Source organism: Nesterenkonia lacusekhoensis, from assembly GCF_017876395.1.
Taxonomy (GTDB): domain Bacteria; phylum Actinomycetota; class Actinomycetes; order Actinomycetales; family Micrococcaceae; genus Nesterenkonia; species Nesterenkonia lacusekhoensis.
In genome coordinates, this window is sequence record NZ_JAGINX010000001.1 from 1,111,762 (window position 1) to 1,135,369 (window position 23,608).

At 66.6% G+C, this 23,608-nt stretch carries 23 protein-coding genes and 1 tRNA gene; 19 read left to right on the plus strand and 5 right to left on the minus strand.

The window, feature by feature from the left end; translation table 11 throughout:
- Positions 1-8: 8 nt before the first annotated feature.
- Genes JOF45_RS05295 through ettA form a run of 3 tightly spaced genes read left to right on the plus strand, consistent with a single transcriptional unit; the run spans position 9 to position 4,245 of the window.
- Positions 9-1,475, plus strand: coding sequence for a DUF2079 domain-containing protein (locus tag JOF45_RS05295; protein WP_210048349.1), 1,467 nt, complete (start codon positions 9-11; stop codon positions 1,473-1,475).
- A 21-nt stretch (positions 1,476-1,496) separates the two neighbouring features.
- Positions 1,497-2,525, plus strand: coding sequence for an acyltransferase family protein (locus JOF45_RS05300; protein WP_210048350.1), 1,029 nt, complete (start codon positions 1,497-1,499; stop codon positions 2,523-2,525).
- Between the two features lie 37 nt (positions 2,526-2,562).
- On the plus strand, positions 2,563-4,245 hold the full coding sequence (ettA, locus tag JOF45_RS05305) for an energy-dependent translational throttle protein EttA (protein WP_210048351.1): 1,683 nt from the start codon (positions 2,563-2,565) through the stop codon (positions 4,243-4,245).
- On the opposite strand, the gene JOF45_RS05310 is transcribed toward ettA, so the two are convergent.
- Positions 4,242-4,748 carry a single-stranded DNA-binding protein gene (locus tag JOF45_RS05310; protein ID WP_210048352.1) on the minus strand — a complete coding sequence of 169 codons (507 nt, stop codon included), beginning with the start codon at positions 4,746-4,748 and terminating at the stop codon, positions 4,242-4,244. The genes ettA and JOF45_RS05310 overlap by 4 nt on opposite strands.
- Positions 4,749-4,920: 172 nt before the next feature.
- Between JOF45_RS05310 and JOF45_RS05315 the strand changes: the two genes are divergently transcribed.
- Both JOF45_RS05315 and JOF45_RS05320 read left to right on the plus strand, forming a co-directional pair.
- Positions 4,921-4,993 (plus strand) — tRNA-Arg (locus JOF45_RS05315).
- A 35-nt stretch (positions 4,994-5,028) separates the two neighbouring features.
- A complete protein-coding gene (locus JOF45_RS05320; RefSeq protein ID WP_210048354.1) occupies positions 5,029-6,330 on the plus strand; it encodes a glycosyltransferase in 1,302 nt (433 codons plus the stop codon).
- A 16-nt stretch (positions 6,331-6,346) separates the two neighbouring features.
- Here the strand turns inward: JOF45_RS05320 and JOF45_RS05325 are convergent, their stop codons facing one another.
- From JOF45_RS05325 to JOF45_RS05335, 3 genes are read right to left on the minus strand one after another with little or no spacing between them, the layout of a single operon-like run.
- Positions 6,347-7,312 carry an acyl-CoA thioesterase gene (locus JOF45_RS05325; RefSeq protein WP_210048356.1) on the minus strand — a complete coding sequence of 322 codons (966 nt, stop codon included), beginning with the start codon at positions 7,310-7,312 and terminating at the stop codon, positions 6,347-6,349.
- 49 nt (positions 7,313-7,361) lie between these two features.
- Entirely contained in the window at positions 7,362-8,762 is a 1,401-nt protein-coding gene (locus JOF45_RS05330; protein WP_210048358.1) for a GntP family permease, read from the minus strand.
- Positions 8,759-9,316: a gluconokinase gene (locus JOF45_RS05335; protein WP_210048360.1), complete on the minus strand. Its 558-nt coding sequence runs from the start codon at positions 9,314-9,316 to the stop codon at positions 8,759-8,761. Before JOF45_RS05335 ends, JOF45_RS05330 begins: the two co-directional genes overlap by 4 nt.
- A 128-nt stretch (positions 9,317-9,444) precedes the next feature.
- Here JOF45_RS05335 and JOF45_RS05340 point away from each other — a divergent pair, with 128 nt between their 5' ends.
- The gene (locus JOF45_RS05340) at positions 9,445-10,149 is read left to right on the plus strand and encodes a FadR/GntR family transcriptional regulator (protein ID WP_342591402.1); all 705 of its coding nucleotides are present in this window, start codon (positions 9,445-9,447) and stop codon (positions 10,147-10,149) included.
- A gap of 5 nt (positions 10,150-10,154) precedes the next feature.
- Positions 10,155-10,811 carry a DUF8185 domain-containing protein gene (locus tag JOF45_RS05345; protein WP_210048361.1) on the plus strand — a complete coding sequence of 219 codons (657 nt, stop codon included), beginning with the start codon at positions 10,155-10,157 and terminating at the stop codon, positions 10,809-10,811.
- A 28-nt stretch (positions 10,812-10,839) separates the two neighbouring features.
- Here JOF45_RS05345 and JOF45_RS05350 read toward each other — a convergent pair whose 3' ends face one another.
- Positions 10,840-11,310 (minus strand): globin, encoded by a 471-nt coding sequence (locus tag JOF45_RS05350; RefSeq protein ID WP_245324413.1) that lies wholly within the window; start codon positions 11,308-11,310, stop codon positions 10,840-10,842.
- Between the two features lie 260 nt (positions 11,311-11,570).
- Here JOF45_RS05350 and JOF45_RS05355 point away from each other — a divergent pair, with 260 nt between their 5' ends.
- From JOF45_RS05355 to secF, 12 genes are all read left to right on the plus strand, one after another.
- A complete protein-coding gene (locus JOF45_RS05355) occupies positions 11,571-12,044 on the plus strand; it encodes a ribose-5-phosphate isomerase (protein ID WP_210048363.1) in 474 nt (157 codons plus the stop codon).
- A gap of 12 nt (positions 12,045-12,056) precedes the next feature.
- A complete protein-coding gene (locus JOF45_RS05360; protein ID WP_210048364.1) occupies positions 12,057-12,992 on the plus strand; it encodes an Fpg/Nei family DNA glycosylase in 936 nt (311 codons plus the stop codon).
- 184 nt (positions 12,993-13,176) lie between these two features.
- Positions 13,177-15,177 carry a threonine--tRNA ligase gene (thrS, locus tag JOF45_RS05365; RefSeq protein WP_210048365.1) on the plus strand — a complete coding sequence of 667 codons (2,001 nt, stop codon included), beginning with the start codon at positions 13,177-13,179 and terminating at the stop codon, positions 15,175-15,177.
- A gap of 7 nt (positions 15,178-15,184) precedes the next feature.
- Positions 15,185-15,811: an HIT family protein gene (locus JOF45_RS05370; RefSeq protein ID WP_342591403.1), complete on the plus strand. Its 627-nt coding sequence runs from the start codon at positions 15,185-15,187 to the stop codon at positions 15,809-15,811.
- Positions 15,811-16,425 carry a phosphatidylinositol phosphate synthase gene (pgsA, locus tag JOF45_RS05375; protein ID WP_210048367.1) on the plus strand — a complete coding sequence of 205 codons (615 nt, stop codon included), beginning with the start codon at positions 15,811-15,813 and terminating at the stop codon, positions 16,423-16,425. The genes JOF45_RS05370 and pgsA overlap by 1 nt, the downstream gene beginning before the upstream one ends.
- Before the next feature lie 263 nt (positions 16,426-16,688).
- Positions 16,689-17,450, plus strand: a complete 762-nt coding sequence (locus JOF45_RS05380; RefSeq protein WP_210048370.1) for a YebC/PmpR family DNA-binding transcriptional regulator — start codon at positions 16,689-16,691, stop codon at positions 17,448-17,450.
- A gap of 45 nt (positions 17,451-17,495) precedes the next feature.
- Positions 17,496-18,119: a crossover junction endodeoxyribonuclease RuvC gene (gene ruvC / locus JOF45_RS05385; protein WP_245324145.1), complete on the plus strand. Its 624-nt coding sequence runs from the start codon at positions 17,496-17,498 to the stop codon at positions 18,117-18,119.
- A gap of 46 nt (positions 18,120-18,165) precedes the next feature.
- The gene (ruvA, locus tag JOF45_RS05390; RefSeq protein WP_210048373.1) at positions 18,166-18,801 is read left to right on the plus strand and encodes a Holliday junction branch migration protein RuvA; all 636 of its coding nucleotides are present in this window, start codon (positions 18,166-18,168) and stop codon (positions 18,799-18,801) included.
- Complete coding sequence (ruvB, locus tag JOF45_RS05395) at positions 18,798-19,832, plus strand: Holliday junction branch migration DNA helicase RuvB (protein WP_210048374.1); 1,035 nt, start codon at positions 18,798-18,800, stop codon at positions 19,830-19,832. Before ruvA ends, ruvB begins: the two co-directional genes overlap by 4 nt.
- Positions 19,833-19,882: 50 nt before the next feature.
- Positions 19,883-20,299: a preprotein translocase subunit YajC gene (locus JOF45_RS13275; RefSeq protein ID WP_210048375.1), complete on the plus strand. Its 417-nt coding sequence runs from the start codon at positions 19,883-19,885 to the stop codon at positions 20,297-20,299.
- A gap of 9 nt (positions 20,300-20,308) precedes the next feature.
- Entirely contained in the window at positions 20,309-22,327 is a 2,019-nt protein-coding gene (gene secD, locus JOF45_RS05405) for a protein translocase subunit SecD (protein ID WP_210048376.1), read from the plus strand.
- On the plus strand, positions 22,327-23,538 hold the full coding sequence (gene secF, locus JOF45_RS05410; protein WP_210048377.1) for a protein translocase subunit SecF: 1,212 nt from the start codon (positions 22,327-22,329) through the stop codon (positions 23,536-23,538). The genes secD and secF overlap by 1 nt, the downstream gene beginning before the upstream one ends.
- The last annotated feature ends 70 nt before the right edge of the window (positions 23,539-23,608 follow it).

Genomic DNA, 23,608 nt, shown 5'->3' on the forward strand with positions numbered 1-23,608 from the left:
CGGCGGCGATGACCACGGCCCACCGTCTCCACCTCGGTCTGCTCCTGACGGCGGTCTGTGTGCTGTACCTGTCCCATTCGCTGCTGCGTTTTCGGAACTTCGAGGCCCGCGGCTACGACCTGGGCATCTTCGATCAGGCGGTGCGGCAGTACGCGCAGTTCGACGCGCCGATCGTGCCGATCAAGGGGGAGGGGTTCCACCTTCTGGGAGACCACTTCCATCCGATCATCGCTGCGCTTGCGCCGCTCTACTGGGTCTGGGACGACCCACGGATGCTCAACATCGCGCTGGTGGTCCTACTGGTCTCCTCTGCGGTGCCGGTCTATCTGGTGGTGCGTGGTTGGTTCGGCCACACGGCGGCCATGCTCTCGGCGGCTGCAATGCTGCTGTGGTGGCCCTTCCAGTCGTTCGTCGATTGGGACTTCCACGAGATCGCCTTCGGGGTGCCGATCATCGGTTGGGTCATCTGGGCCCTCGAGCGACATCGTCCCTGGCTGGCGGTCGGCCTGGGCGCGGTCCTGCTGCTGGTCCGCGAGGACCTCGGGGCCACGCTGGTGGCTCTCGGGCTCGTGCTGGCCATCCGGCGCTTCTGGCTGCCGGCAGTCGCAGCGATCCTGCTGGGCCTGGTGGGATTCTGGTTCGCCGTCGGGGTGGTGATCCCGCACTTCGCGGCCGATGGGGAATTCGGCTATTGGGAGTACACCGCGTTGGGCGCCACGGCGAGCGCTGCGCTCACCACTCTCGTGACCCGCCCGTGGACGGTGTTTCCGGCGTTGGTGGATCACCCCCTCAAACTCGGCCTGATAGCCGCTCACCTCCTGCCGCTGTGGCTGCTGCCGCTGCTCTCGCCCTATGTGCTGCTCGGACTCCCGATCGTGGTCTCACGGCTGCTGAACGACAGGCTGACCGTGTGGGGGCTGGTCTATCAGTACGACGCCATCCTGGTGCCGGTCTTCCTGCTGGCGGCCCTGGACGTGCTCCGCCGGATCGGACAGCGTCGCGGGTGGAGCGATCGTCCAGCGCTGTGGCTGCCCGGTGGGATGCTGGTCATCACGCTGGCAGGCGGAGCGGCGATGGCCCACACTGTGCCGCAGGAGCACCAGATCTTCCCGCTGCATCGGACCTACACCGCGGAGAACTGGGAGTTGGACGAGCGCGCGGCGGCACACCGTCGCGCTGTTGAGTCGATTCCCGACGGCGTGTGCGTAGAGGCCGCGGACACGGCCGTCCCGCACCTGGTGGACCGCACCTATGTGGGGCTCAGCGGGACCCTGAGTGAGGAGCACGTCAACTGGATCATCATCGATGACACCGTCGCGGAGCTCGGCGGCAACGAGCCGCTGACCCCGCAGGAGGCCTTCGAACGGGCCGAGGACCTGGGCTTCGAGGTGGTCAGTGCGGACGATCACGGTCTCTGGGTGCTGCACCGGGAGATGCCGGACGCTCCGATCTGCAGCGACTACCTGCAGCGCTGAGTGGCGGTATCCTTGACGCCCGTGACCAGGATCTCCGCCCAGCCGCGCAGCGCCGGCCCTTCCGCCCCCGGGTCCTCCCGCATGCAGTGGATGGACTTCCTCCGCGGCATCGCCGTGCTGCTGGTGGTGGTGCTCCATGCCGCCTCTCATGGCGGGGCTGACACCCAGACCTGGAGCGAGATCAATCGGCACCTGACCCCGTTCCGGATGCCGCTGCTGATGTTCCTCTCCGGCATGCTGCTCCACCGATCTCTGGCCAAGCCCCTCCCGCTGTACCTCTGGGGAAAGGCGGCCGCCATCGTCTGGCCGCTGCTGGTGTGGATGTGCCTCTACGGATTCTTCGTACGCAACGGCCTCGGCGGCCCCGGCAACGGCATCGACTACTGGCTGGGTGGGGACTACCTCTGGTTCCTGATGTCCCTGACGCTCTGCTACCTCTTCGCCGCGGTGTTCAAACCGCTGCTGAGCAGGTTCCCCACCGGCAACGGCTGGGCTTTCCTGGCCGTGTTCGTCGTGATGATCACCACCTATGTGTGGGGAGACGTGGCCGGGGGGATCATCGGCAGCACGTTCTGGTACGGCTCCTTCTTCTTCCTCGGCGCCTGGGCGGTCCGCTTCGCGCCTCGCTGGGTGAAGGCCCATTGGGTGCTGATCCTGCCGCTGGCTGGGGCTGCGGCCTATTTCGCCCATATCGGAGTGCACAACCACGCACTGCGCGTGGGAACCTTCGAGGCCGCCGGGATCTCTGTGCTGGGTATCGCCGTGATCCTCTGGCTGGCCGCCCGACTGCCCCGCGTCGCCCCGGTCCGCTTCATCGAATGGGTGGGCCGCAGCTCCATCGTCGTCTATGTCGCTCACTTCCCGATCATCATCCTGGCCCGGGGCGTCCTGGAGCAGTGGGGGCTGGAGGCCGGCCTACACGTGCTGGTGATGACGCTGATCGGCATCGGCGGGTCGGTGCTGCTGGTGTGGCTGCGGCCGTGGAGCACCTGGCTCTACGTCCTGCCCGGTCATCAGAAGGTGGCGGCCCGGCTGCTGCAGCACCGCTGATTCCAGGATCCGTGCTCTGGCGACTACGCTGGAGAGCATGGCTGAATTTATCTACTCGATGATCAAAGCCCGCAAGAAGGTGGGCGACAAAGTCATCCTCGATGACGTCACGATGTCCTTCTATCCCGGCGCCAAGATCGGCGTGGTCGGCCCCAACGGTGCCGGTAAGTCCACGATCCTCAAGATCATGGCGGGCCTCGATGAGCCCTCCAACGGTGAGGCCTGGATCTCGCCGGGCTACTCGGTCGGCATCCTGCAGCAGGAGCCCCCGCTGAACGAGGAGAAGACCGTCCTGGAGAACGTCCAGGAGGGTGTGGGCGAGATCTTCGAGAAGGTCCAGCGCTACAACCGGATCTCCGAGGAGATGGCCGACCCGGACGCGGACTTCGAGGCCCTGATGGAGGAGATGGGCAAGCTCCAGGAGGAGATCGACGCGGCCAACGCCTGGGACATCGACTCTCAGCTCGAGCAGGCGATGGACGCGCTGCGCTGCCCGCCCGGGGAAGAGCCTGTCACCCACCTCTCCGGTGGTGAGCGTCGCCGTGTGGCCCTGTGCAAGCTGCTGCTGTCCAAGCCGGACCTGCTGCTGCTCGATGAGCCCACCAACCACCTCGACGCCGAATCGGTGCTCTGGCTGGAGCAGCACCTGGCCGACTACGAGGGTGCCGTGCTGGCCGTGACCCACGACCGGTATTTCCTCGACCATGTCGCTGAGTGGATCTGTGAGGTCGACCGCGGCCGTCTGTACCCCTATGAGGGCAACTACTCCACGTATCTGGAGAAGAAGAAGTCCCGCATGGAGGTCCAGGGCAAGAAGGACGCCAAGCTGGCCAAGCGTCTGTCCGAGGAGCTCGAATGGGTCCGCTCCAACGCCAAGGGCAAACAGACCAAGTCCAAGGCGCGTCTGCAGCGCTATGAGGAGATGGCCGCTGAGGCCGAGCGCACCAAGAAGCTCGACCTCGAAGAGATCCAGATCCCGCCCGGGCCGCGTCTGGGCACCCAGGTCATCGAAGCGGAGAACATCCAGAAGGGCTTCGGCGACCGCACTCTGATCGACGGACTGAGCTTCTCGCTGCCCCGCAACGGCATCGTGGGCGTGATCGGCCCCAACGGTGTCGGCAAGTCCACTCTGTTCAAGTCCATCGTCGGCTTCGAGGAGCTCGACGGCGGAGACCTCACCATCGGTGACTCGGTGAAGATCTCGTATGTGGATCAGAACCGCGAGAACATCGACCCGGAGAAGACTCTCTGGGAAGTGGTCTCCGACGGATTGGACTACATCCACGTCGGCGCAGTGGAGATGTCCTCCCGTGCCTATGTCTCTGCCTTCGGGTTCAAGGGCCCTGATCAGCAGAAGAAGGCCGGTGTGCTCTCCGGCGGTGAGCGCAACCGTCTCAATCTCGCCCTGACTCTGAAGCAGGGCGGGAACCTGCTGCTGCTCGATGAGCCCACCAACGACCTCGACGTCGAGACCCTCGGTTCGCTGGAGAACGCCCTGCTGGACTTCCCCGGCTGCGCCGTGGTCATCTCCCACGACCGGTGGTTCCTCGACCGCGTGGCCACTCACATCCTTGCCTGGGAGGGCACGGAGGAGGACCCGGCCAACTGGTATTGGTTCGAGGGCAACTTCGAGGCCTACGAGAAGAACAAGGTGGAGCGCCTCGGCCCAGAGGCGGCCCGCCCGAGCCGAGTCACCCACCGCAAGCTGACCCGCTCCTAGAACGGGGCCGACTCTCGCTGTTCGGAGGCCGGGGTGTCCCAGCTCTGCTGGGGCTCCGCGGCCTCCTGCGCGTCGGGACCCTCCGGAGCTGACTCTGCTGCCGCGCCGGTGCTCGGCTCGGCAGCGGCCGGTTCAGCGGAGCCGGGATTGAGCCGGGTGAAGGAACCGGTTCCGAAGGTCAGATCGTGGCCCAGCCCGTCGGCGTCGATCTCCACGGCTGTGCCGCGCTGGCCGGCGTCGTTCTCCCAGGGACGGATCTTCAGGCGACCGGTGACGATCACCGGATCTCCCTTGGCCAGGGTGCTGTGCGCATTCAGCGCCAGATTGCGGAAACATGTCACGTTGAACCAGTTGGTCTCCCCGTTGACCCATTCCCCGGACTCCCGATCGAAGCGGCGCGGAGTCGAGGCCAGGCGGAAGGTGGAGATCGGCAGGCCCTTATCGGTGGTGATCTTGCGGATATCGGTGCCGGCGAAGCCTCGCACGGTGACGGTCTCTGACATGAGAGTTCCTTTCCTGTGATGAGCATGTCCACCCTCAGAATCTCCTCACAGGGATACGCTTCGGACAGGAAGCGTGCGATCTGGGGAGTCCCGGGCGTGGCGCACCGCACTCCGGCTCGCCTGTGGAGGAATCCAATCGGTACACTCATAGACTGGACTCTCCGGAGTCCTTGCCCCAGTAGCTCAGGGGATAGAGCAGCGGCCTTCTAATCCGCCGGTCGGGGGTTCGATTCCCTCCTGGGGCACTTTTCGCCACACCCTCTGCACGGAGACACCTTCTATGACCACCACCGCCGCTCCCACCGCACTCTGCGGCGGAGCCGCTGTGCCGCGCGTGGTCATGCTGAGCCTCCACACCTCGCCGCTGGTTCAGGCCGGCCAGGGCGACGCCGGCGGGCTCAACGTCTACGTCAACGCCCTCTCACGCTCCCTGCGTGCAGCAGGTGTGGGGGTGGACATCGTCACCACCAGCATCGAGGAGGCCGGCTCAGCCGAGCAGGCTGATGTGGTCACCGTGCTTGAGGACGGCCGTCGCGTGCATACCTTGGCTGTGCCGGCTCATCTGCTCAGCGGCCCCGACGGCCGACCGGAGAAGAACCGGCTCGTCGAGCATGTCGAGGAGCTGGCTCGACGCGCTGAGATCTCACTGGGCCGGTACGGGGAGCCGGGGGAGCAGATCATCCTGCACTCCCACTACTGGATCTCCGGTCTGGCCGCACTGCATCTGGCCGACCCGCAGCGCCCGCTGATCCACACCATGCACACCATCGGGCGGGTCAAGCGGGAGCGCGACCCCTCCTCGCGGGAGGATCCGCGGCGAGACGCCGCGGAGGCACAGATCTCCGCGCAGGCGGACCTGCTCACCGCCAACACTCAGCACGAGGCCGATGATCTGCACCGGCTCTTCGGCGTGCCGCGGCAGCGGGTGGGTCTGGTCAAGCCCGGTGTGGACCTCGCTGTCTTCCATCCGCCCGCAGGATCGGGGGAGGAGGATCCCCGCGCCGAGTTGGAGGGTCGTCCGCTGCGGCTGACCTTCGCCGGGCGGCTTCAGCCGCATAAGGGACCGCAGGTGGCCATCGAGGCTCTCGGCGTCTTCCGGACCATGATGCCGGAGGTGCCCCTCGAGCTGACCGTGGCCGGGCAGCAGAGCGGCAGCGATGCGCTGGATGTCACCGCTCTGGCCGCAGAGGCCGGCGTCGGGGATCTGGTGCATGCTGCTCCGCCTATGCCGCATCATGATCTGGCGGAGCTCTTCCGCAGCAGCGACGCCGTCCTGGTCCCCTCCTACAGCGAGTCCTTCGGCCTGGTGGCCCTGGAGGCGATGGCCTGCGGAACTCCAGTGCTGGCCCATGACGTCGGAGGCCTCTCCGAACTGGTCCGGCATAAGCGCACCGGACGTCTCATCGGTTCGCTGGATCCCCAGGAATGGGCCGGACAGATGCGCTGGTTGGTGCTGCACCGCCGCGCCTGGAACCGTTACAGCAGCACCGCCTCGGCCACGGCGCAGTCCTACTCCTGGGCTGCCACGGCCAATGCCGCACTGGCGCTCTACCGCCGTCTGGCGCCGGCCCGCGTGGGCTGATCGCGCCTGACCAGATTCAGCGCTTGGTCCTCATCACCGACCGCTGGATCGTCTCGCGGATCTTCGGTTTGAGTCCCTCAGGGGCGCGCACCATCCCCTCCTGGGCCACTGTGGCGACCAGGTTGCCCGATCGGTCATAGATGTAGCCCATGCTCAGCCCTCGGGCGTTCTGCGCACTGGGGCTGTCCTGCAGGTACAGCAGCCAGTCATCCGCCCGAGCGTCCCGATGCCACCACATCGCGTGGTCCAGGGACGCGAGCTTCATGCCCGGCTTGGCCCAGTAGAGGCCGTGTTGACGAAGGATCGGTTCCAGCAGGGTGTAGTCCGAAGCGTAGAGCATGGCCGCACGATGGATGTTGGGGTCATTGGGCAGCGGCGCCTTGGCACGCATCCAGACACCGTTGGAGGGTCGTGGCGACTTATCCGGCTCCAGGTAGAGCGGCTTGTCGATGTGCCGGATCTCGAACGGGCGTCCATAGCCCCACTCCTGCATGATCGGATGCTTCACATGGCCGACGAGGTCCTGAGGGGACGGCAGGTCCTCCGGGGCGGGAACCGTCTCCAGCGACGGAAGCTGGTGCTCCGGGCCGTGGGAGGACTTCTGGAAGGAAGCGATCATCGAGAGGATGGGCCGATCGTCCTGGTACGCCTGGCTGCGTCGGGCAGAGAAGCTGCCGCCGTCGCGGAGCCGCTCCACACCGATCTCGATGGGCTCCGTGGCATCACCGGGCCGCAGGAAGTAGCCGTGCACCGAGTGGATGACGCGTCCCGGCTCCACGGTGCGCATGGCCGCAGCCGCGGACTGGGCCAGCACCTGTCCGCCGAAGACCCGCCAGAAGGCCTGCTCGAAGACCGGCCCGAGGAACCGCTCCTCCGGATGGGAGGTCTCCTCGGTGACCGGAAGCTCCTCGAGGTCCAACATGCCCACCAGCTGTTCGACGGCCTGTTCAGGCGTCGGGACGCGGTACTGGTGCTCAGGCATGGGCGGGTGCTCCTTCGAAAGCGGTGCGGACTCTGACGACCACTCTAGTTCAGAAGGCCGAGGCCAGACCGAACACGGCGGCCGCGGCGCCGAAGCCCATCACGCCGATCAGCGTCTGCAGCACCGTCCAGGTCTTCAGCGTCTGCTTCACCGTCATGTCGAAGAACCGCTGCATCAGCCAGAAGCCGGAATCGTTGACATGGGAGGCGATGACCGAGCCGGCCGCCACGGAGACCACCATGGCCGCCAGCTGCACCTCGTTGAAGCCGGCATCCATCACACCGGCGGAGAGCAGGCCGGCGGTGGCGGTCAGCGCCACAGTGGCCGAACCCTGAGCGATGCGCAGGACACCGGCGATGATGAAGCCGGCGGCGATCATCGGGATCCCGACGCCGTCCAGGGAGTCCGACAGCGCCTCACCGATCCCGGACTCACGCAGCACGGAGCCGAGCATTCCGCCGGCGCCGGTGATCAGGATGACGGCGCAGACCGGTGCCAGCGCCTTGTCCATGACCTCTTGGGCACCGCCCAGGCCGCGTCCTCCGCGGGTTCCCAGGGTCACCAGGGCGACCACCAGGGTCAACGCCAGGGCCACCGGCACCTCGCCCAGTGAGGTGAGCAGTCCGTACCAGGTCTGTTCGGTCTGCTCCTGGGTGACGACCTCAGCGGTGGAGAGGGTGTCCAGGCCGGTGTTGAAGAAGATCAGCACCATCGGCATCAGCAGGATCGCGATCACCAGGCTGAACCGGGGAGGATTCTGCTCTGCCTCCTCGGAGGCCTGTCCCAGCAGAGAGGGGATGGGAAGCTGGAGCCGCCGTCCGGCCCACAGACCGAAGAGGTAGCTGGTGACGTACCAAGTGATCACTGCGATGGGCAGGGCCACCAGCAGGATGATGCCCACGTTGGCGCCGAAGAACTCTGCGGCGGCCACCGGTCCCGGATGCGGCGGCACAAAGATGTGCATCACCGAGAAGGCGCCGGCCACGGGCAGCCCGTAGAGGAGGACAGAGCCGCCCAGGCGGCGGCCCACAGCGAAGACCACGGGCAGCATGACCACCAGGCCGGCGTCGAAGAAGATCGGGAAGCCGAAAAGCAGCGAGGCCACACCCAGGGCGAAGGGCGCCCGGTCCTCGCCGAACCGTCGGATCAGGGCGTCGGAGAGCACCTTGGCGCCACCGGAGACCTCGATGATCCGGCCGAGCATCGCGCCCAGGCCGACCAGCAGCGCCACTGAGGCCAGGGTGGAGCCGAATCCGTCGGTGAGCACGCCGACGATCTCGCCGGTGGGGATTCCTGCCACCGCTGCGGTGGCCAGGGAGACCAGCAGCAGGGCGAGGAAGGCATGGATCTTGAAGCGGATGATGAGGATCAGCAGCACGGCCACCGATCCGGCGGCGATGGCCAGAAGCGGCCCTGCGCTCATGGTCTGTTCCCAGTTCTCCAGCGTCATCGCAGCGATCCCTCCTCGCTCTTGGCCAGCCAGGCCGAGGCCGAATCGATCAGATCCTCGATGGAGCCGTCGTTGGAGAGGACGACGCCGTCCTCATCGGCATGCAGTGCCTCCAGAGTGGCCAGCTGAGAGTCCAGCAGAGAGGCGGGCATGAAGTGGCCCGAGCGGTGGGCCAGGCGGCCGGTGAGCCGCGGAGTGTCCACCGTGACGTGGAGGAAGAGCACCTGCCCGTGGGCCTCACGCAGCACATCGCGGTAGCTGCGGCGCAGAGCGGAGCAGGTGATGATGCTGCCGCCGGCGGTCTGCTCGCTCATCCAGTCGCGGAGAGTCCGCAGCCAGGGCCAGCGGTCCTCATCGGTGAGCGGGATCTGCTGAGACATCTTCTCGATGTTCTCCGGCGGGTGAAACTCATCGGCTTCGGCCATGGGCAGTCCCAGCCGGTCTGCCAGTTCGAGCGCCAGTGTGGATTTGCCGGAGCCGGAGACTCCCATCACCACCAGGTGGCGAGGAGCATCGGGGCGTGGCCGGATAGGCTTGAGGTCAGGACTCGTCATCGAATTCCTTGAGGTCGGGTCGGGGCCGGGGCGTCCCACCATCTGTGATGGGGGCCACTGGCAGACAAAGGTAGCGTCTTTTCTCGAAAAGGTGTGATTTTTCTCAACCACAAGGGGAAGGGGACCGTGTGGCGCCGCAGGCCAACGGCATCGCAGCCGTGCGCCCGGAGGGCATGTCAGCCGCTCTGGGACGGGAGATCATCGGGGGAACGCTGCAGCCGGGGGAGATCCTCACTTTGGACTCCCTGCAGGGTCGCTTCGGCGTGTCCCGGACGGTGGCCCGCGACGGCGTGAAGGTCCTGGAGTCTCTGGGGCTGCTGTACTCCAAGCGCCGCGTGGGGCTGGTGGTCACCGCTGAGGACCAGTGGAACGTCTACGCCCCCTCGGTGATCGCATGGCGTCTGGAGTCGGAGCACTCCCGCAAGGCCTATGTGGAGCTGAGCCAGCTGCGCATCGCCGTGGAGCCCGAGGCCGCCGAACTTGCGGCCCAGCACCGCAGCGAGGAGCAGATGGAGGAGCTGCTCGCCCTGGCGTCAAAGATGCGCCGTCTCGGCGAGGCCGGACGTCTGGAGGAGTTCATGGTGGCCGACGTCGCCTTCCATCGGCTGCTGCTCGAGGCCGGGGGCAACACTATGTTCACGGCGTTGGGCGATGTCGTGGCCGAGGTGCTCACCGGCCGAACCCATCACGGCCTGATGCCCGAGCGCCCCAAGCCCGAGGCTCTGGACGCCCATGACGCCGTGGCCCGGGGCATCGCGGAGCAGGACACGCGCACGGCTCGGGAGAATATGCAGCTGCTGGTCGATGAGGTGCGCCGGGCTCTGGAAGAATGAACGCTATGACCCACTCTTCCTCACCTGAGGTCCTGAACTTCGCCGAGGCCGTCTCGCTGCAGGACCTCTCCACCTACATCAAGCGCGCACGACGCATCCAGGAGCAGGGGATCCGCCTGCAGGCCGCCGGCTCCGTGGTGGCGGCCTGGGTGCCGGTCATGACACCCAGCTCACTCAACGGCTCTCTGCCGGCGGTGCTGGGGCTGCGCACGATGGCTCTGGCCGAGGCCTCCACCGCCGATGTCACCGCCGAGCTGAACTCGGTCAGCGAGCGCCTGGCCCGCATGAACCCCGCAGAGACCGAGCTCTCCCTGCCGGTCAGCCGGCTCAACGCACCCTGGGCGGCTGTGACCCCGCCGCGCTCCGGCTGGGAGCCGTTGGGGACCATCAGCGATGACACGCTGCGTTCGGCGGCAGAGGAGGGGATCCGTGAGATCTCCGAGGCCGTTCCGGATACGGCGGGAGCCCATGTGGTGGAGCAGGTCCGCGAGCGCGTCTGGGGCCGAACCCTCGACGGCGGTCTGCCGGCCGGTGCGGGCTTCGGCAGCTTCGCACTGAACTTCCTGGGCGCGGCCGAGACCGGTGCGATGACCACGGTCCATCGCGTGGGCCGCTGGATGCGGCTGAGCTCCCAGGGCGGGTTCACCCTGGTGCGGAGCTGACCCGCCGCGCCGGACCAGCGGCACGGGCTCAGCTGTTGACCATGGAATGGGCCGCCCGCTCCAGGTAGTCCCAGAGGATCTCCTCATGCATAGGGGAGAGCTCTGCGGCCTTGACCGCACGGCCCATGAAGTCCAGCCACTTGTCGCGGGCTGCGGCATCGACCCGGAAGGGCATATGCCGCATGCGCAGCCGCGGATGGCCGCGCTGCTCCTGGTAGGTCCGGGGGCCGCCCCAGTACTGCTCCAAGAACATCAGCAGGCGCTGCTTGGCCGGCTCGAGGTCCTCCTCCGGGTACATGGCGCGGAAGTCCTCATCCTCGGCCACCTGGTCATAGAAGACGTCCACGATCTTCTTGAAGGTCTCATGTCCGCCCACAGCGTCGTAGAAGCTCTGCTGCTCCGGTCCGGACTTCTCCTGGTCCTCACCGGAGCCGCCGCTCTGCGGTGCGGCCGGCGTCGTCGTGGGTGTGCTGCCGTCCGGGTTGGGGAGGAAGCCCAGGTCTGCCCCGGCCGGACGTCCGGTCTCCCGGTCCACGGCGCCGCCGCGGGAAGGCAGGCCGCTGACCTGTGAGGGCGGCTTTCCGACCGGCTTCACCGTGGCGATGGGCGCACCCAGTCGGCGGGAGAAGTCGGGCAGCTTCCGGTCGTCTTCTGATGGCTCGGGGTGCTGATTCGTCTCGCTCATGATCCCTTCATTCTACGGGCTAGGATGGTTGCGATCTGAAGGATCTGCCGTCTCTGAGAGGAACTTCGTCGACTATGCGCGTCCATATCGCCACCGATCATGCCGGAATGGAGCTCTCCGCCCATCTGGTCCAGCACCTCACCGCACTGGGGTATGAGATGGTCGATCACGGTCCGCAGGAATATGACGCCTCCGACGACTACCCGGGCTTCTGCCTGAGGGCCGCTGAGGCGGTGGCCGGCGAGCGTGCCGAGGGACAGGACTCTCTGGGCATCGTCCTCGGCGGCTCCGGCAACGGTGAGCAGATCGCCGCCAATAAGGTCCGCGGTGTCCGGGCCGCCTTGGCCTGGAACCTGGACACCGCCCGTCTGGCGCGTGAGCACAACGACGCCAATGTGGTCGGCTTGGGCGGTCGTCAGCACTCATTGGAAGAGGCCACCGCCATCGTGGAGGCCTTCCTGACCGCTGCCTGGAGCGAGGATGAGCGGCACACGCGCCGGATCGGCAAGATCTCCCACTACGAGGAGACCGGAGAGATCCTGGACTGAGCCTGCACCGTCATGCCTGAAGGACACACGCTGCACCGGCTCGCCCGACAGGTCGACCGGCTCTTCGTCGGCAGACCCTGGAAGGTCAGCTCGCCGCAGGGACGGTTCGACGCCGGTGCGGCCCGCCTGAACGGACGCACGCCCGACCGCGCCCAGGCCTGGGGCAAGCATCTGTTCGTCCATGTGGGCGCAGACATCTGGCAGGTCCACCTGGGTCTGTACGGAGCGTTCAGCTTCCGCGGGGACGAGGAGTTCACCCAGGGGGAGACCGCTGCGACGCTGGGCGCCCCGCGTGCCGCCGCGCAGCAGCTGGAACCCCGTTACGACGACGCCGGCTGGATCCTCCCGGAACCGCCCGAGGGTGCGGTGCGGGCCCGGATCCGCAGTCAGCACGGCTGGGCCGATCTGCGTGGACCGGCCACCTGCGCGGTGCTCACCGTCGTCGAGTACGAGAAGGTCATCCGCCGGCTGGGCCCGGATCCGCTGCGTCAGCCGGAGGACAGGGTGGATCCGCAGGCCTGCGAGCAGTTCGTGCAGAACCTGTCGCGTCGCCGCGTGAGCATCGGTGCGGCCCTGATGGATCAGGCTGTGGTCGCCGGCGTCGGGAACATCTATCGGGCCGAATCTCTGTTCATGGAGCGGATCTCACCCGATACCGCGTCGCATGCGCTGGACAGGGGACAGGCCGAGGCCCTCTGGGTACGGCTGACCGAGCAGCTGCGCGACGGTGTGACCGAAGGGGTGATCCGCACACTGCGCCCGGAGAGCACCGACGCTCGTGCCGGACTCACCCATGACTACTATGCGGGGAAGGTCCGCGACGTCGAACGCCGTCATCACGTCTATCAGCACCAGGGAACGCCGTGCCTGCGCTGCGGGGAGACCATCGCGATGCGCATGCTGCAGGGTCGTCGGCTCTATTGGTGCCCCGGGTGCCAGACTCGCTGAACGGGTGCCCGTCGGATACCTCACCGGGTCAGACGGCGCTCACCGGGTCCGACGGCGGAGGTGTGAGCGGCGCGATGACCGACCGGCGCCCTCGATGCCCACCGAAGCTGAACAGTCCCGTAGAATCGCACCGTCCGCACAGGACAAGTCCGACGCACCACCTGAGCGAGGAGAAGCACGCCCCGTGTCCGAAAACATCAGCATCACCCTCAACGGCTCATCCACGACCCTTGAGGCGGGCACCACAGGCACCACACTCTTCGCTGAGGAGACCACTGTGCTGGTCATGCGCGTGGACGGCGAACTCTGGGACCTCTCCCGCGAGATCCCCGACGGCGCCTCCGTGGAACCGGTCGACATCAGCGAGCAGGACGGCCTCAACGTCCTGCGCCACTCCACCGCCCACGTGATGGCTCAGGCCGTCCAGCAGCTGTTCCCCGGATCGAAGCTGGGCATCGGTCCCTACATCACCGATGGCTTCTACTTCGACTTCGACGTCGAAGAGCCCTTCACTCCGGATGATCTGAAGACGATCGAGAAGACGATGCAGAAGATCGTCAAGTCCGGCCAGACCTTCGAACGCGAGGTCGTCGACGTCGACGAGGCGCGACGCCAGATGGCGGATGAGCCCTATAAGCTCGAGCTGCTGGGCGAGTCCGGCGGGGAAGCCGCGGAGGGGGCCTCGGTCGAGGTCGGCGGCGACGTGATCACCATCTACCACAACGTGGATCGCAAGGGGGAGCGGGTCTGGGCCGATCTGTGCCGCGGCCCGCATGTGCCCTCCACCAAGCTGATCGCCAACGGCTTCTCCGTGATGCGCGCGGCCGGAGCCTACTGGCGCGGCAAAGAGACCAACCCTCAGCTGCAGCGGCTCTACGGCACCGCCTGGCCCACCAAGGAGGATCTGACCGCCTATAAGGAGCGACTGGCTGAGGCTGAGCGCCGGGATCACCGCCGTCTGGGTCGGGAGCTGGACCTGTTCAGCTTCCCGGAGGAGATCGGCTCCGGTCTCTCCGTCTGGCACCCCAAGGGCGGACTGGTCCGAGGTCTTATGGAACAGCATGCCCGTTCCCGTCACCTGGAGTCCGGCTACACCTACGTCTACACCCCGCACATCTCGAAGGCGGATCTGTTCTCGACCTCGGGGCATCTGGCCAACTACAAGGACGACATGTGGCCTGCCATCTCCATGGATGAGGAGGTGGACGAGGAGGGCAACGTCACCAAGCAGGGCCAGGACTACTACCTGAAGCCGATGAACTGCCCCATGCACATCCTCATCTACAAGGAGCGAGGCCGCAGCTACCGCGAGCTGCCGCTGCGGCTGGCGGAGAACGGCACGGTCTACCGCAACGAGCGTTCCGGGGCGTTGCACGGACTCACGCGGGTCCGGGGCTTCACCCAGGATGACGCGCATCTGTTCGTCCGACCCGACCAGCTGGAGGACGAGGTCACCAAGGTCGTGGAGTTCGTGGTCTCGCTGCTGCGTGACTTCGGCCTGGAGAGCTTCGAACTGGAGCTGTCCATGCGCGATGACGAGAAGGACAAATGGGTGGGCTCCGACCAGTACTGGGAGTCGGCCACCCAGGCCCTGCGCAACGTGGCTCTGAACTCCGGGCTCAAGCTCACCGAGATTCCCGGCGAGGCGGCGTTCTACGGCCCGAAGATCGACCTGAAGATCACAGATGCCATCGGCCGCAAGTGGCAGCTCTCGACCGTCCAGGTGGACCCGAACCTTCCCGAGCGCTTCGAGCTGGAGTACACCGCGGAGGACGGCTCGCGCCAGCGCCCCATCATGATCCATCGGGCCCTCTTCGGCTCCATCGAGCGTTTCTTCGCGATCCTGTTGGAGCACTACGCCGGTGCGTTCCCGGCCTGGCTGGCTCCTGTGCAGGTCCGCGGAATCCCCGTGGCCGAACCCTTCAACGACTACCTGGGAGAGGTCATCGAGAAACTCCGGTCCGCAGGCGTGCGTGCTGAGCTCGACGACGGCTCCGACCGCTTCCCCAAGAAGATCCGCACAGCATCGAAGGACAAGATCCCCTTCGTGCTGATCGCCGGCGGGGAGGATGCCGAGGCCGGTGCAGTCTCCTTCCGCTTCCGCGACGGCAGCCAGGACAACCAGATCCCTGTGGACGAGGCCGTGGAGCGCATCCTGGCCGCCATCCGGACGAAGGAAGCCTGAACCGATCGTGGGGGACGAGGATCAGCAGTTCGTGCCGGCCGGGGTTCCGGACGCCTTCCAGCGGCTCTGGAACCCCCACCGCACGGCGTATCTGAAGCGCGGCCAGGACCAGGTCACCGGACGATCGGACTGCCCCTTCTGTGCGGCTCCGGCCCACGACGACGCCGAATCGCTGGTCATCCATCGCGGTGAGCGCTGCTTCGTGCTGCTGAACCTCTATCCCTACAATCCCGGGCACCTGTTGATCTGCCCGTATCGCCACGTGCCGGACCTGACCGACCTCAGCGCCGCTGAGTCGGAGGAGTTCACCCGGCTGGCCCAGGTGGCGATGACCGCACTGCGCAGTGTTGCAGCACCGGGAGGATTCAACCTCGGCATCAACCAGGGCAAAGTCGGCGGGGCCGGCATCGCCGCACACCTGCATCAGCACGTCGTGCCGCGTTGGGGAGGGGACGGAAACTTCCTGCCCATCATCGCTCAGACCAAGAACATGTCTCAGACGTTGGGAGAGACGCACCGACTGCTGAGCGATGCCTGGGATCAGGCAGCCGCAGAGTTCGCAGCCCAGCAGGACGATGCAGCCCAGCAGGACGATGCAGCCCAGCAGGACGGCGTCGAGAAGGGGGACCGCTGATGCTCAACCGCTACGCCAAGGCCTTCTTCGTCGCACTGTTCACCCCGCTGGCCAAGGGCCTGCTGAAGCTGGGGCTGACGCCCAACGCGGTCACCGTCATCGGCACGCTGGGCGTATGCGCCGGCGCGCTGATCTTCTACCCGATGGGCGAACTGTTCTGGGGCACAGTGTTCATCACGCTCTTCGTCTTCTCTGATCTGATCGACGGCCTCATGGCCCGGCTCAGCGGAAAGGGCTCTGTCCTGGGCGGGTTCCTGGACTCCACCCTGGACCGGATGCAGGACGGAGCGGTGTTCCTGGGCCTGCTGATCTGGTTCTTCACCGGGGGCGATCACCTATGGCTCGGCATCGTCGCGGCGCTGTGTCTGCTGCTGGGCGCGCTGGTCTCCTATGTGCGGGCCAAAGCCGAATCTCTGGGCTACACAGCCCAGGGCGGCATCGCCGAACGGCCTGAGCGGATGGTGCTGACCCTGGTGTTCACTGGATTCACCGGGCTCGGGCTGGCACCGGAGGTGCTGCTGGGGGTGCTGACGCTGCTGGCGGCGGCTTCTCTGATCACAGTGGTGCAGCGCATGGTGGGGGTCTACCGGCAGTCGCTGCAGTCTCCCTCCTGACGGGGGCGCGTGCAGCTGTTCTCAGGAGGGCTGAGGTGAGGCCTCCAGGCTCAGATGCCGCGTGGTGCCGACTCTCTCCGATAGTCTTGGGCAGAGCAACGATCAGCTGTTCCGCAGCGATGCCTGGTCCGCACAGTTGAGCTGTTCGGCCCAGAGCACCTGTTCCACACAGTTCAGCTGTTCCACACAGTTCAGCGCCGGCTGGCGTCTGCATCAGCCCAGCGCACCGAACCGTCACGTCGCAGAGAGACACGAGGAGAACTATGGCCGGCCACTCCAAATGGGCCAACACCAAGCACCGTAAGGCTGCTGTCGACGCCAAGCGCGCCAAGATCAACGCGCGCTACATCAAGCAGATCGAGGTCGCCGCACGCAACGGCGGGCCGGACACCGACGGGAATCCGGCTCTCGATCTGGCCGTCTCCAAGGCGAAGAAGGAGTCGGTGCCCAACGACAACATCGATCGCGCCATCAAGCGCGGTGCTGGCCTGACCGGCGACACCGTCGAATACGAAGAGGTCACCTACGAGGTCCGCGGCCCGGCCGGTTCCGCCCTGCTGGTGGAGTGCCTGACCGATAACCGCAACCGTGCCGCCGCCGAGGTGCGCACTGCTGTGACGCGTTCCGGGGGAACCCTCGCCGATCCTGGCTCTGTGGCCTACATGTTCCAGCGCAAAGGTGTGGTCACTGTGCCCCACGCCGAGGGTCTCACCGAAGACGATGTGCTGGCCGCGGTGCTAGAGGCCGGTGTGGAGGACGTCCTGGAGCAGGAGAACCGTTTTGAGGTCCAGGCCGAGCCCAGCGATCTGCAGGCTGTCACCTCGGGATTGGAGGAGGCCGGCATCGAGTACGACTCCGACGAGGTCGCCTTCATCTCTGACATGAAGGTGGATCTGGAGCTCTCCGATGCCAAGAAGTTCCTGAAGCTCCATGATGCCCTCGATGACCTCGACGACGTCCAGGCCATCCACACCAACGCGGACCTGAGCCAGGAGACTCTGGACGCGCTCGACGCCGAGAGCTGAGCGGACGCTGCGATGGTCGCGGTTCGAGGCACGGCGGGAGGGTCCTTGGTCTCCCAACGCATCCTGGGGGTCGACCCCGGGCTGACCCGCTGCGGCTTCGCAGTCGTGGAGATGAGCCGCGACCGCACCGGCGAGTCGGTCCATGTGGAGGTCAAGGGAACCTCGTCGGACCAGGACCTCGCTGTGCGGATCCTGGCCATCCAGCGTGCGGCTGAAGAGCTGTTGGACACCTACGCGCCCGATGTGCTGGCCATCGAGCGCGTCTTCGCCTCAGCCAACGCCCCCACAGTGGTCGGCACTGCTCAGGCTTCAGGCGTGGTCATCGCTGCAGCGGCGGCCCGCGGCATCCCAGTCGCCTGGCACACGCCCTCCGAGATCAAGGCGGCGGTCACCGACGACGGCGGCGCGGACAAGGACGCAGTCGCCCGGATGGTCCAGCGCATCCTCCGACTGCCTGGTCTGCCCAAGCCTGTGGATGCCACCGACGCCTACGCGGCGGCCATCTGTCACGCCTGGCGGTCCGGCATCGGCGCGCGCTTCGACATGGCGGCCGGAACTCGGACCCACCAGGGCGCCCGGACGGCGCTGCAGAAGGCCGCTGAGAAGCAGAGGACCACGCTGACTCCCGCCCAGCGTGCCTGGCGGGAGGCTGAGCGCAGAGTGCGTTAGTATTCGAAGGTCTGTTCTAATCGACGCTCCGGCTGTTAGGTGAGTGATGATCTCTTCGATCCGCGGTGAAGTCCTCCATGTCGCCCTCGACCACGCCGTGGTGGAGGTCTCCGGCTTCGGGCTCGAGGTCACCGCCACGGCTCAGACGTTGGGCCAGCTGCGCGTCGGCTCCGAGACGCGCCTGCAGACCAGCTTCGTGCCGCGACAGGATGACGCCCCGCTGCTCTTCGGCTTCGCCGATGCGGGGGAGCGGGAGATCTTCACCACGATGCTCTCCATCTCCGGAGTCGGCCCGCGCCTGGCCCTGGCGGTGCTCAGTGTGCACACCCCCGGCGAAGTTCGTCAGGCCATCGCCGAGTCGGACACCGCGGCCTTCACCAAGGTCCCGGGGATCGGCAAGAAGACCGCCCAACGGATCCTGCTGGAGCTGGCCGGCAAACTCGTCATCGAGTCTGTGGACCCCGCCGCTGAGCCCGCTGCCGGCGCTGACCGACCTGCCGCTGAGGATGAGACAGTTCTGCAGGTCCGCGAGGCGCTGGCGTCTCTGGGATGGACGGAGAAGGACGCCAAGGCCGCCGTGGACAGAGTCCTCGATGCTGAACCGGACCTGGTCGGCCGGGACGTCTCCGTAGTCCTGCGCCACACTCTGCGCTCACTCGGAGGGCCGGGAGGCGCCCGATGAGCACAGAGGACCCTCGAGAGGTGGTGGGCACCTCGCCGGTGGCCGAGGAGAAGGCCATGGAGGCCGCCCTGAGGCCCAAGGCCCTCGACGATTTCGTCGGGCAGAAGACGGTGCGCGGACAGCTGTCTCTGGTGCTGGAGTCGTCCCGACTGCGCGGTGCCGCAGCTGACCACGTGCTGCTGTCCGGACCGCCCGGACTGGGTAAGACCACACTGGCGATGATCATCGCAGGTGAGATGAACGCGCCCCTGCGCATCAGCTCGGGTCCGGCCATCCAGCATGCCGGTGACCTCGCAGCCATCCTCTCCTCGCTGACCGAGGGCGAGGTCCTGTTCATCGACGAGATCCACCGGATGTCTCGGCCGGCCGAAGAGATGCTCTACATGGCGATGGAGGACTTCCGCGTCGACATCATCGTGGGCAAGGGCGCCGGGGCCACCTCCATCCCGCTGGATCTTCCGGCCTTCACCCTGGTCGGCGCGACGACGCGGGCAGGCCTTCTGCCGGCTCCGCTGCGTGACCGATTCGGCTTCACCGGGCACCTTGAGTACTACAGCGCAGAGGAGCTGGAGCTGGTCCTGCGCCGCTCCGCAGGGATGCTGGACATGTCCGTCTCCACCCACGGGTTCGCCGAGATCGCCTCCCGCTCCCGCGGCACACCGCGCATCGCCAACCGTCTGCTGCGGCGGGTCCGTGACTGGGCATTGGTCCACAGCGTCGAGGAAGTGGGACGCAGCGCCGCCTCCGAGGCTCTGGACACCTATGAGGTGGACCGGCGCGGCCTGGACCGTCTGGACCGCGCAGTGCTCGAGGCGCTGTGCACCAAGTTCCGCGGCGGCCCGGTCGGGCTGTCCACCCTGGCCATCCTGGTGGGGGAGGAGACCGAGACCGTCGAGACCGTCGCGGAACCCTACCTGGTCAGAGAAGGATTCCTGGCCCGGACCCCGCGCGGGCGCATCGCGACCGATGCCGCCTGGACCCACCTGGGTCTTCCGATCCCTTCGGGCCAGGAGAGGCCCTCCGACACCTGAGGTGCCAGGATCGGCTGATACCCTGAATCGTTGAAGAACGCCCCTGACCCGTGACACAGACAGATTGGCTCAACCCTGTGATCGATCTCCTCTACGCCCAGACCACCGCTGCTCAGATCCTTGCCGGAGGAGGCGGAGGAGCTGCCGGCGGCGGCGAGTTCTTCATGCTGGCGTTGCTCGGCATCATGCTGATCTTCATGGTGATGACGTTCCGCCGCGGCAAGAAGATGCGCGACGCTCAGGCAGCGGCGGTGAGCTCCGCCGTGGTCGGTGCCGAGGTGATGACCGCCGGCGGAATGATCGGCACCGTCGTCGCGCGCGACGAGGAACGTCAGCGGCTGACTCTGGAGTTCTCCTCCGGTGACCGCGCCGACTTCCAGGTCGCGGCCGTCCAGCATGTCATCGAACCTGCCGTGACCGCGGAGGATCCCACCACTGAGGATCCCACCTCCGGCCAGGAGAAGTAAGACTCCCGCATGGCCAGGACCACACCGGTGGCGCGCGCTCGAACCGCCCTGACAGGCCTGCTCATCCTGCTCTTCGGCATGGGCGGGCTGTTGACCTACGGCGTCCAGCAGGGAGAGGCCCAGTGGAGCCCCCTGCTGGCCCTGGACCTCGAGGGCGGCACCCAGATGGTCCTCTCTCCCCAGCTCGATGAGACCGAGGGAGAGGTCGACGACGAACAGCTGGAACAGGCTGTCGAGATCATCCGTCAGCGCGTCGACGGAACAGGAGTCTCTGAGGCGGAGATCGCCACTCAGGGCGCGGAGAACATCGTCGTCGGCATGCCCGGGGTCCCGGACGAGGAGACCCGAGAGCTGATCCAGGCCTCGGCGGACATGGAGTTCCGACCCGTCCTGCAGATCAGCCAGGACACCGACTACATGGAGGACCTCGCCGCTCAGGACGAGGAGCTCGAAGGCACAGCTGACCAGGACGAGCAGGCGGCCCCAGAGGACGAGGAGACCGCCCAGGAGGATGGGGACGGCTCTGCCGAGGATGACGAGGAGGCCGCTCAGCCGGAGGACTTCCCGGAGCCGGAGGCTGAGCCTCAGGACAACTCGGACCCGAACTGGATCACCCAGGAGCTGGCCGCCGATTTCGAGAACTACACCTGCTCCCGCGACGTGAGTCTGGAGGAGCGTGCCGCCGCTGACCCTGAAGAGCCGCTGATCGCCTGCGACCCCGAGAGCGGGATGAAGTATCTGCTGGGCCCGGTGGATGTGCCCGGCACCCACATCGACGACGCCGACTTCGGCATGGAGCAGACCGGACAGGGCATCTCCACCGGAGGCTGGGCGGTCAACCTCAGCTTCGACTCCGAAGGGCGCGAGGAGTTCGCCGACTCCTCGACCCGGCTGAACGCCCTCGAGGGCCAGCGCAACCAGTTCGCGATCATGCTGGACGGCCAAGTGATCTCTGCACCGAGCATGAACGCGCCCATCACCGACGGCAACGCGCAGATCACCGGAAACTTCACCGAAGAGGAGGCGCGGAACCTCTCGGAGCAGCTGCGCTACGGCTCGCTGCCGATCAGTTTCGACATCGAGTCCGAGGAGCAGATCTCCGCGACCCTCGGTGAGGATCAGCTGCGCATGGGCCTGCTCGCCGGTGTGATCGGCCTGGCTCTGACCGCTGCCTATGCACTCTTCCAGTACCGCGCACTCGGTCTGGTCACCATCACCTCATTGGTGGTCGCCGGTCTGCTGACCTGGTGGGCGATCGCACTGCTCGGCTGGTCCGAGGGCTACCGGCTCTCTCTGGCCGGCATCGCCGGACTGATCGTCTCCATCGGCCTGACTGCGGACTCCTTCATCGTCTACTTCGAGCGTGTGAAGGACGAGCTGCGAGAAGGCAGATCTCTCGCCGGCGCAGTGGAGACCGGCTGGTCCCGTGCGCGCCGCACCATCCTGGCCTCCAAAGCCGTGAACATCATCGCGGCCGTCGTGCTCTATCTCGTGGCTGTGGGCAATGTGCGAGGCTTCGCGTTCACCCTCGGCCTGACGGCCGTCATCGACGTCATCCTGGTCTTCCTGTTCACCCATCCGCTGATGCAGATCCTGGCCCGCAGAAAGTTCTTCGCGGCAGGCAGACGCTTCTCGGGGCTCTCGGAGAAGGAACTGGGAGTGGACGTCCTCTACCGTGGGCAGGGTCGTTTCGCACGACGGCAGGTCGTCTACTCCGACCCCGCCGCGGTGGGCGCGGCCACTCCTGAGGAGAGCGAGGCTGAAGCGGCAGACGCAGAGGAGACCGTGCCGTCACCGGCCGCCTCGTCCCAGCCTGGAGCGGCGGGCTCAGAGCGTGCCCAGGAACGCCGCCGCCGCGGGGAGCATGCCACAGCAGATCGCATCGAGGCCGTGCCTGACATCTCAGATGCGGAATGGGCCACGATGACCATCGCCGAACGCCGCAAGGCTCGCGAAGAGGCTGCTCGCAAGCAGGCTGAGGCCGCATCCGGCGACGACGAGGCCCACGAGGAAGAGGAGGCCCGCTGATGGCAGCAGGATTCGCCAAGGCCGGCAACCAGCTCTACACCGGTGAGCGGGCGTACCCGTTCATCCAGAAGTCCAAGCTGTGGTTCGGCCTGGCCGGACTGATCGTTCTGATCTCCGTGGCCATCCCGTTCCTCCGCGGCGGCTTCAATCTCGGGATCGAATTCACCGGAGGTTCCGAGTTCACCGTCTCGCAGACGGAGGACACCGACATCAGCATCGGTGAGGATGTGGTCTCGGAGATCACCGATCAGGAGGCCACCGTCACGAACGTGGGTCCCGGTACGGTACGGATCCAGACGGAGGAGCTCAGCGACACCGAGACCCTCGACGTGGCCGAGGGACTCACCGAAGGCTACGGTGTGAGCTCCGAACAGGTCTCGTCGACCTTCATCGGTCCGGTCTGGGGGGAGCACGTCTCGGAACAGATGATGCTCGGCCTGGTCATCTTCGTCGTCCTGGTGGCCCTGTATATGGCCTTCTACTTCAGGACCTGGAAGATGTCGTTGGCCGCGATCGCCGGACTGGGCTTCGTGGTGGTCACGACTGTGGGTGTCTACGCGGCCACTGACTTCGAGGTCACGCCCAGCGCCATCATCGGCTTCCTGACGATCCTCTCCTATGCCCTGTACGACACGATGGTGGTCTTCGACAAGGTCCGAGAGAATCTGGATCCCTTGGAGAGACAGTACGACCAGACGTTCACCGAACGGACCAACCTGGCGGTCAACCAGACGCTGGTGCGTTCGGTCAACACCTCTGTGGTCGGCATTCTGCCGGTGGGCTCCATCCTGTTCATCGGCTCCTGGCTGCTGGGCGCCGGCACCCTGCGCGACATCGCGCTCTCGCTCTTCGTCGGCATCATCGTGGGCACTGTGGCCACCCTCTTCGTGCAGGCACCGCTGTATGCGCTGATCCGCCGGGGCGACTATGTCGAGCACACCCGAGAGGTCCTCGCCCTGCGCCAGGAGCGTTTCAGCCTGGCGGGCATGACCCCAGTGGTCACGGCCTCCGGGACCCCGCTGCAGGACGGCAGGCCCGTCGCATTCCCGCCGCTTCCTGAGCCTGAGGAGGACGAGGACGAGCAGGAGGAGCAGGACCAGTGGCAGCTGGTGATCCAGAGCTCCGACCCCTCGGCAGTGCCCGTGGAATCATCCGCCCCCGAGGAGCCGGGAGAGGACACCGGATCTGGCTCGCCGCGGGAATCTTCGTAAGGACCCTTTCGGCGTTACAATTGCGGACACACCTCGCTGGTGACCAGCTCGGTGAACAGTTTCGGAAGGA

Bases quoted from the DNA above. Each gene is read 5' to 3' on its own strand.
- JOF45_RS05295 (WP_210048349.1), top strand. From the start codon at position 9: ATGACCACGGCCCACCGTCTCCACCTCGGTCTGCTCCTGACGGCGGTC.
- ettA (WP_210048351.1), top strand. From the start codon at position 2,563: ATGGCTGAATTTATCTACTCGATGATCAAAGCCCGCAAGAAGGTGGGC.
- JOF45_RS05310 (WP_210048352.1), bottom strand. From the start codon at position 4,748: ATGTCAGAGACCGTCACCGTGCGAGGCTTCGCCGGCACCGATATCCGC.
- JOF45_RS05320 (WP_210048354.1), top strand. From the start codon at position 5,029: ATGACCACCACCGCCGCTCCCACCGCACTCTGCGGCGGAGCCGCTGTG.
- JOF45_RS05325 (WP_210048356.1), bottom strand. From the start codon at position 7,312: ATGCCTGAGCACCAGTACCGCGTCCCGACGCCTGAACAGGCCGTCGAA.
- JOF45_RS05330 (WP_210048358.1), bottom strand. From the start codon at position 8,762: ATGACGCTGGAGAACTGGGAACAGACCATGAGCGCAGGGCCGCTTCTG.
- JOF45_RS05335 (WP_210048360.1), bottom strand. From the start codon at position 9,316: ATGACGAGTCCTGACCTCAAGCCTATCCGGCCACGCCCCGATGCTCCT.
- JOF45_RS05345 (WP_210048361.1), top strand. From the start codon at position 10,155: ATGACCCACTCTTCCTCACCTGAGGTCCTGAACTTCGCCGAGGCCGTC.
- JOF45_RS05355 (WP_210048363.1), top strand. From the start codon at position 11,571: ATGCGCGTCCATATCGCCACCGATCATGCCGGAATGGAGCTCTCCGCC.
- JOF45_RS05360 (WP_210048364.1), top strand. From the start codon at position 12,057: ATGCCTGAAGGACACACGCTGCACCGGCTCGCCCGACAGGTCGACCGG.
- pgsA (WP_210048367.1), top strand. From the start codon at position 15,811: ATGCTCAACCGCTACGCCAAGGCCTTCTTCGTCGCACTGTTCACCCCG.
- JOF45_RS05380 (WP_210048370.1), top strand. From the start codon at position 16,689: ATGGCCGGCCACTCCAAATGGGCCAACACCAAGCACCGTAAGGCTGCT.
- ruvA (WP_210048373.1), top strand. From the start codon at position 18,166: ATGATCTCTTCGATCCGCGGTGAAGTCCTCCATGTCGCCCTCGACCAC.
- ruvB (WP_210048374.1), top strand. From the start codon at position 18,798: ATGAGCACAGAGGACCCTCGAGAGGTGGTGGGCACCTCGCCGGTGGCC.
- secD (WP_210048376.1), top strand. From the start codon at position 20,309: ATGGCCAGGACCACACCGGTGGCGCGCGCTCGAACCGCCCTGACAGGC.
- secF (WP_210048377.1), top strand. From the start codon at position 22,327: ATGGCAGCAGGATTCGCCAAGGCCGGCAACCAGCTCTACACCGGTGAG.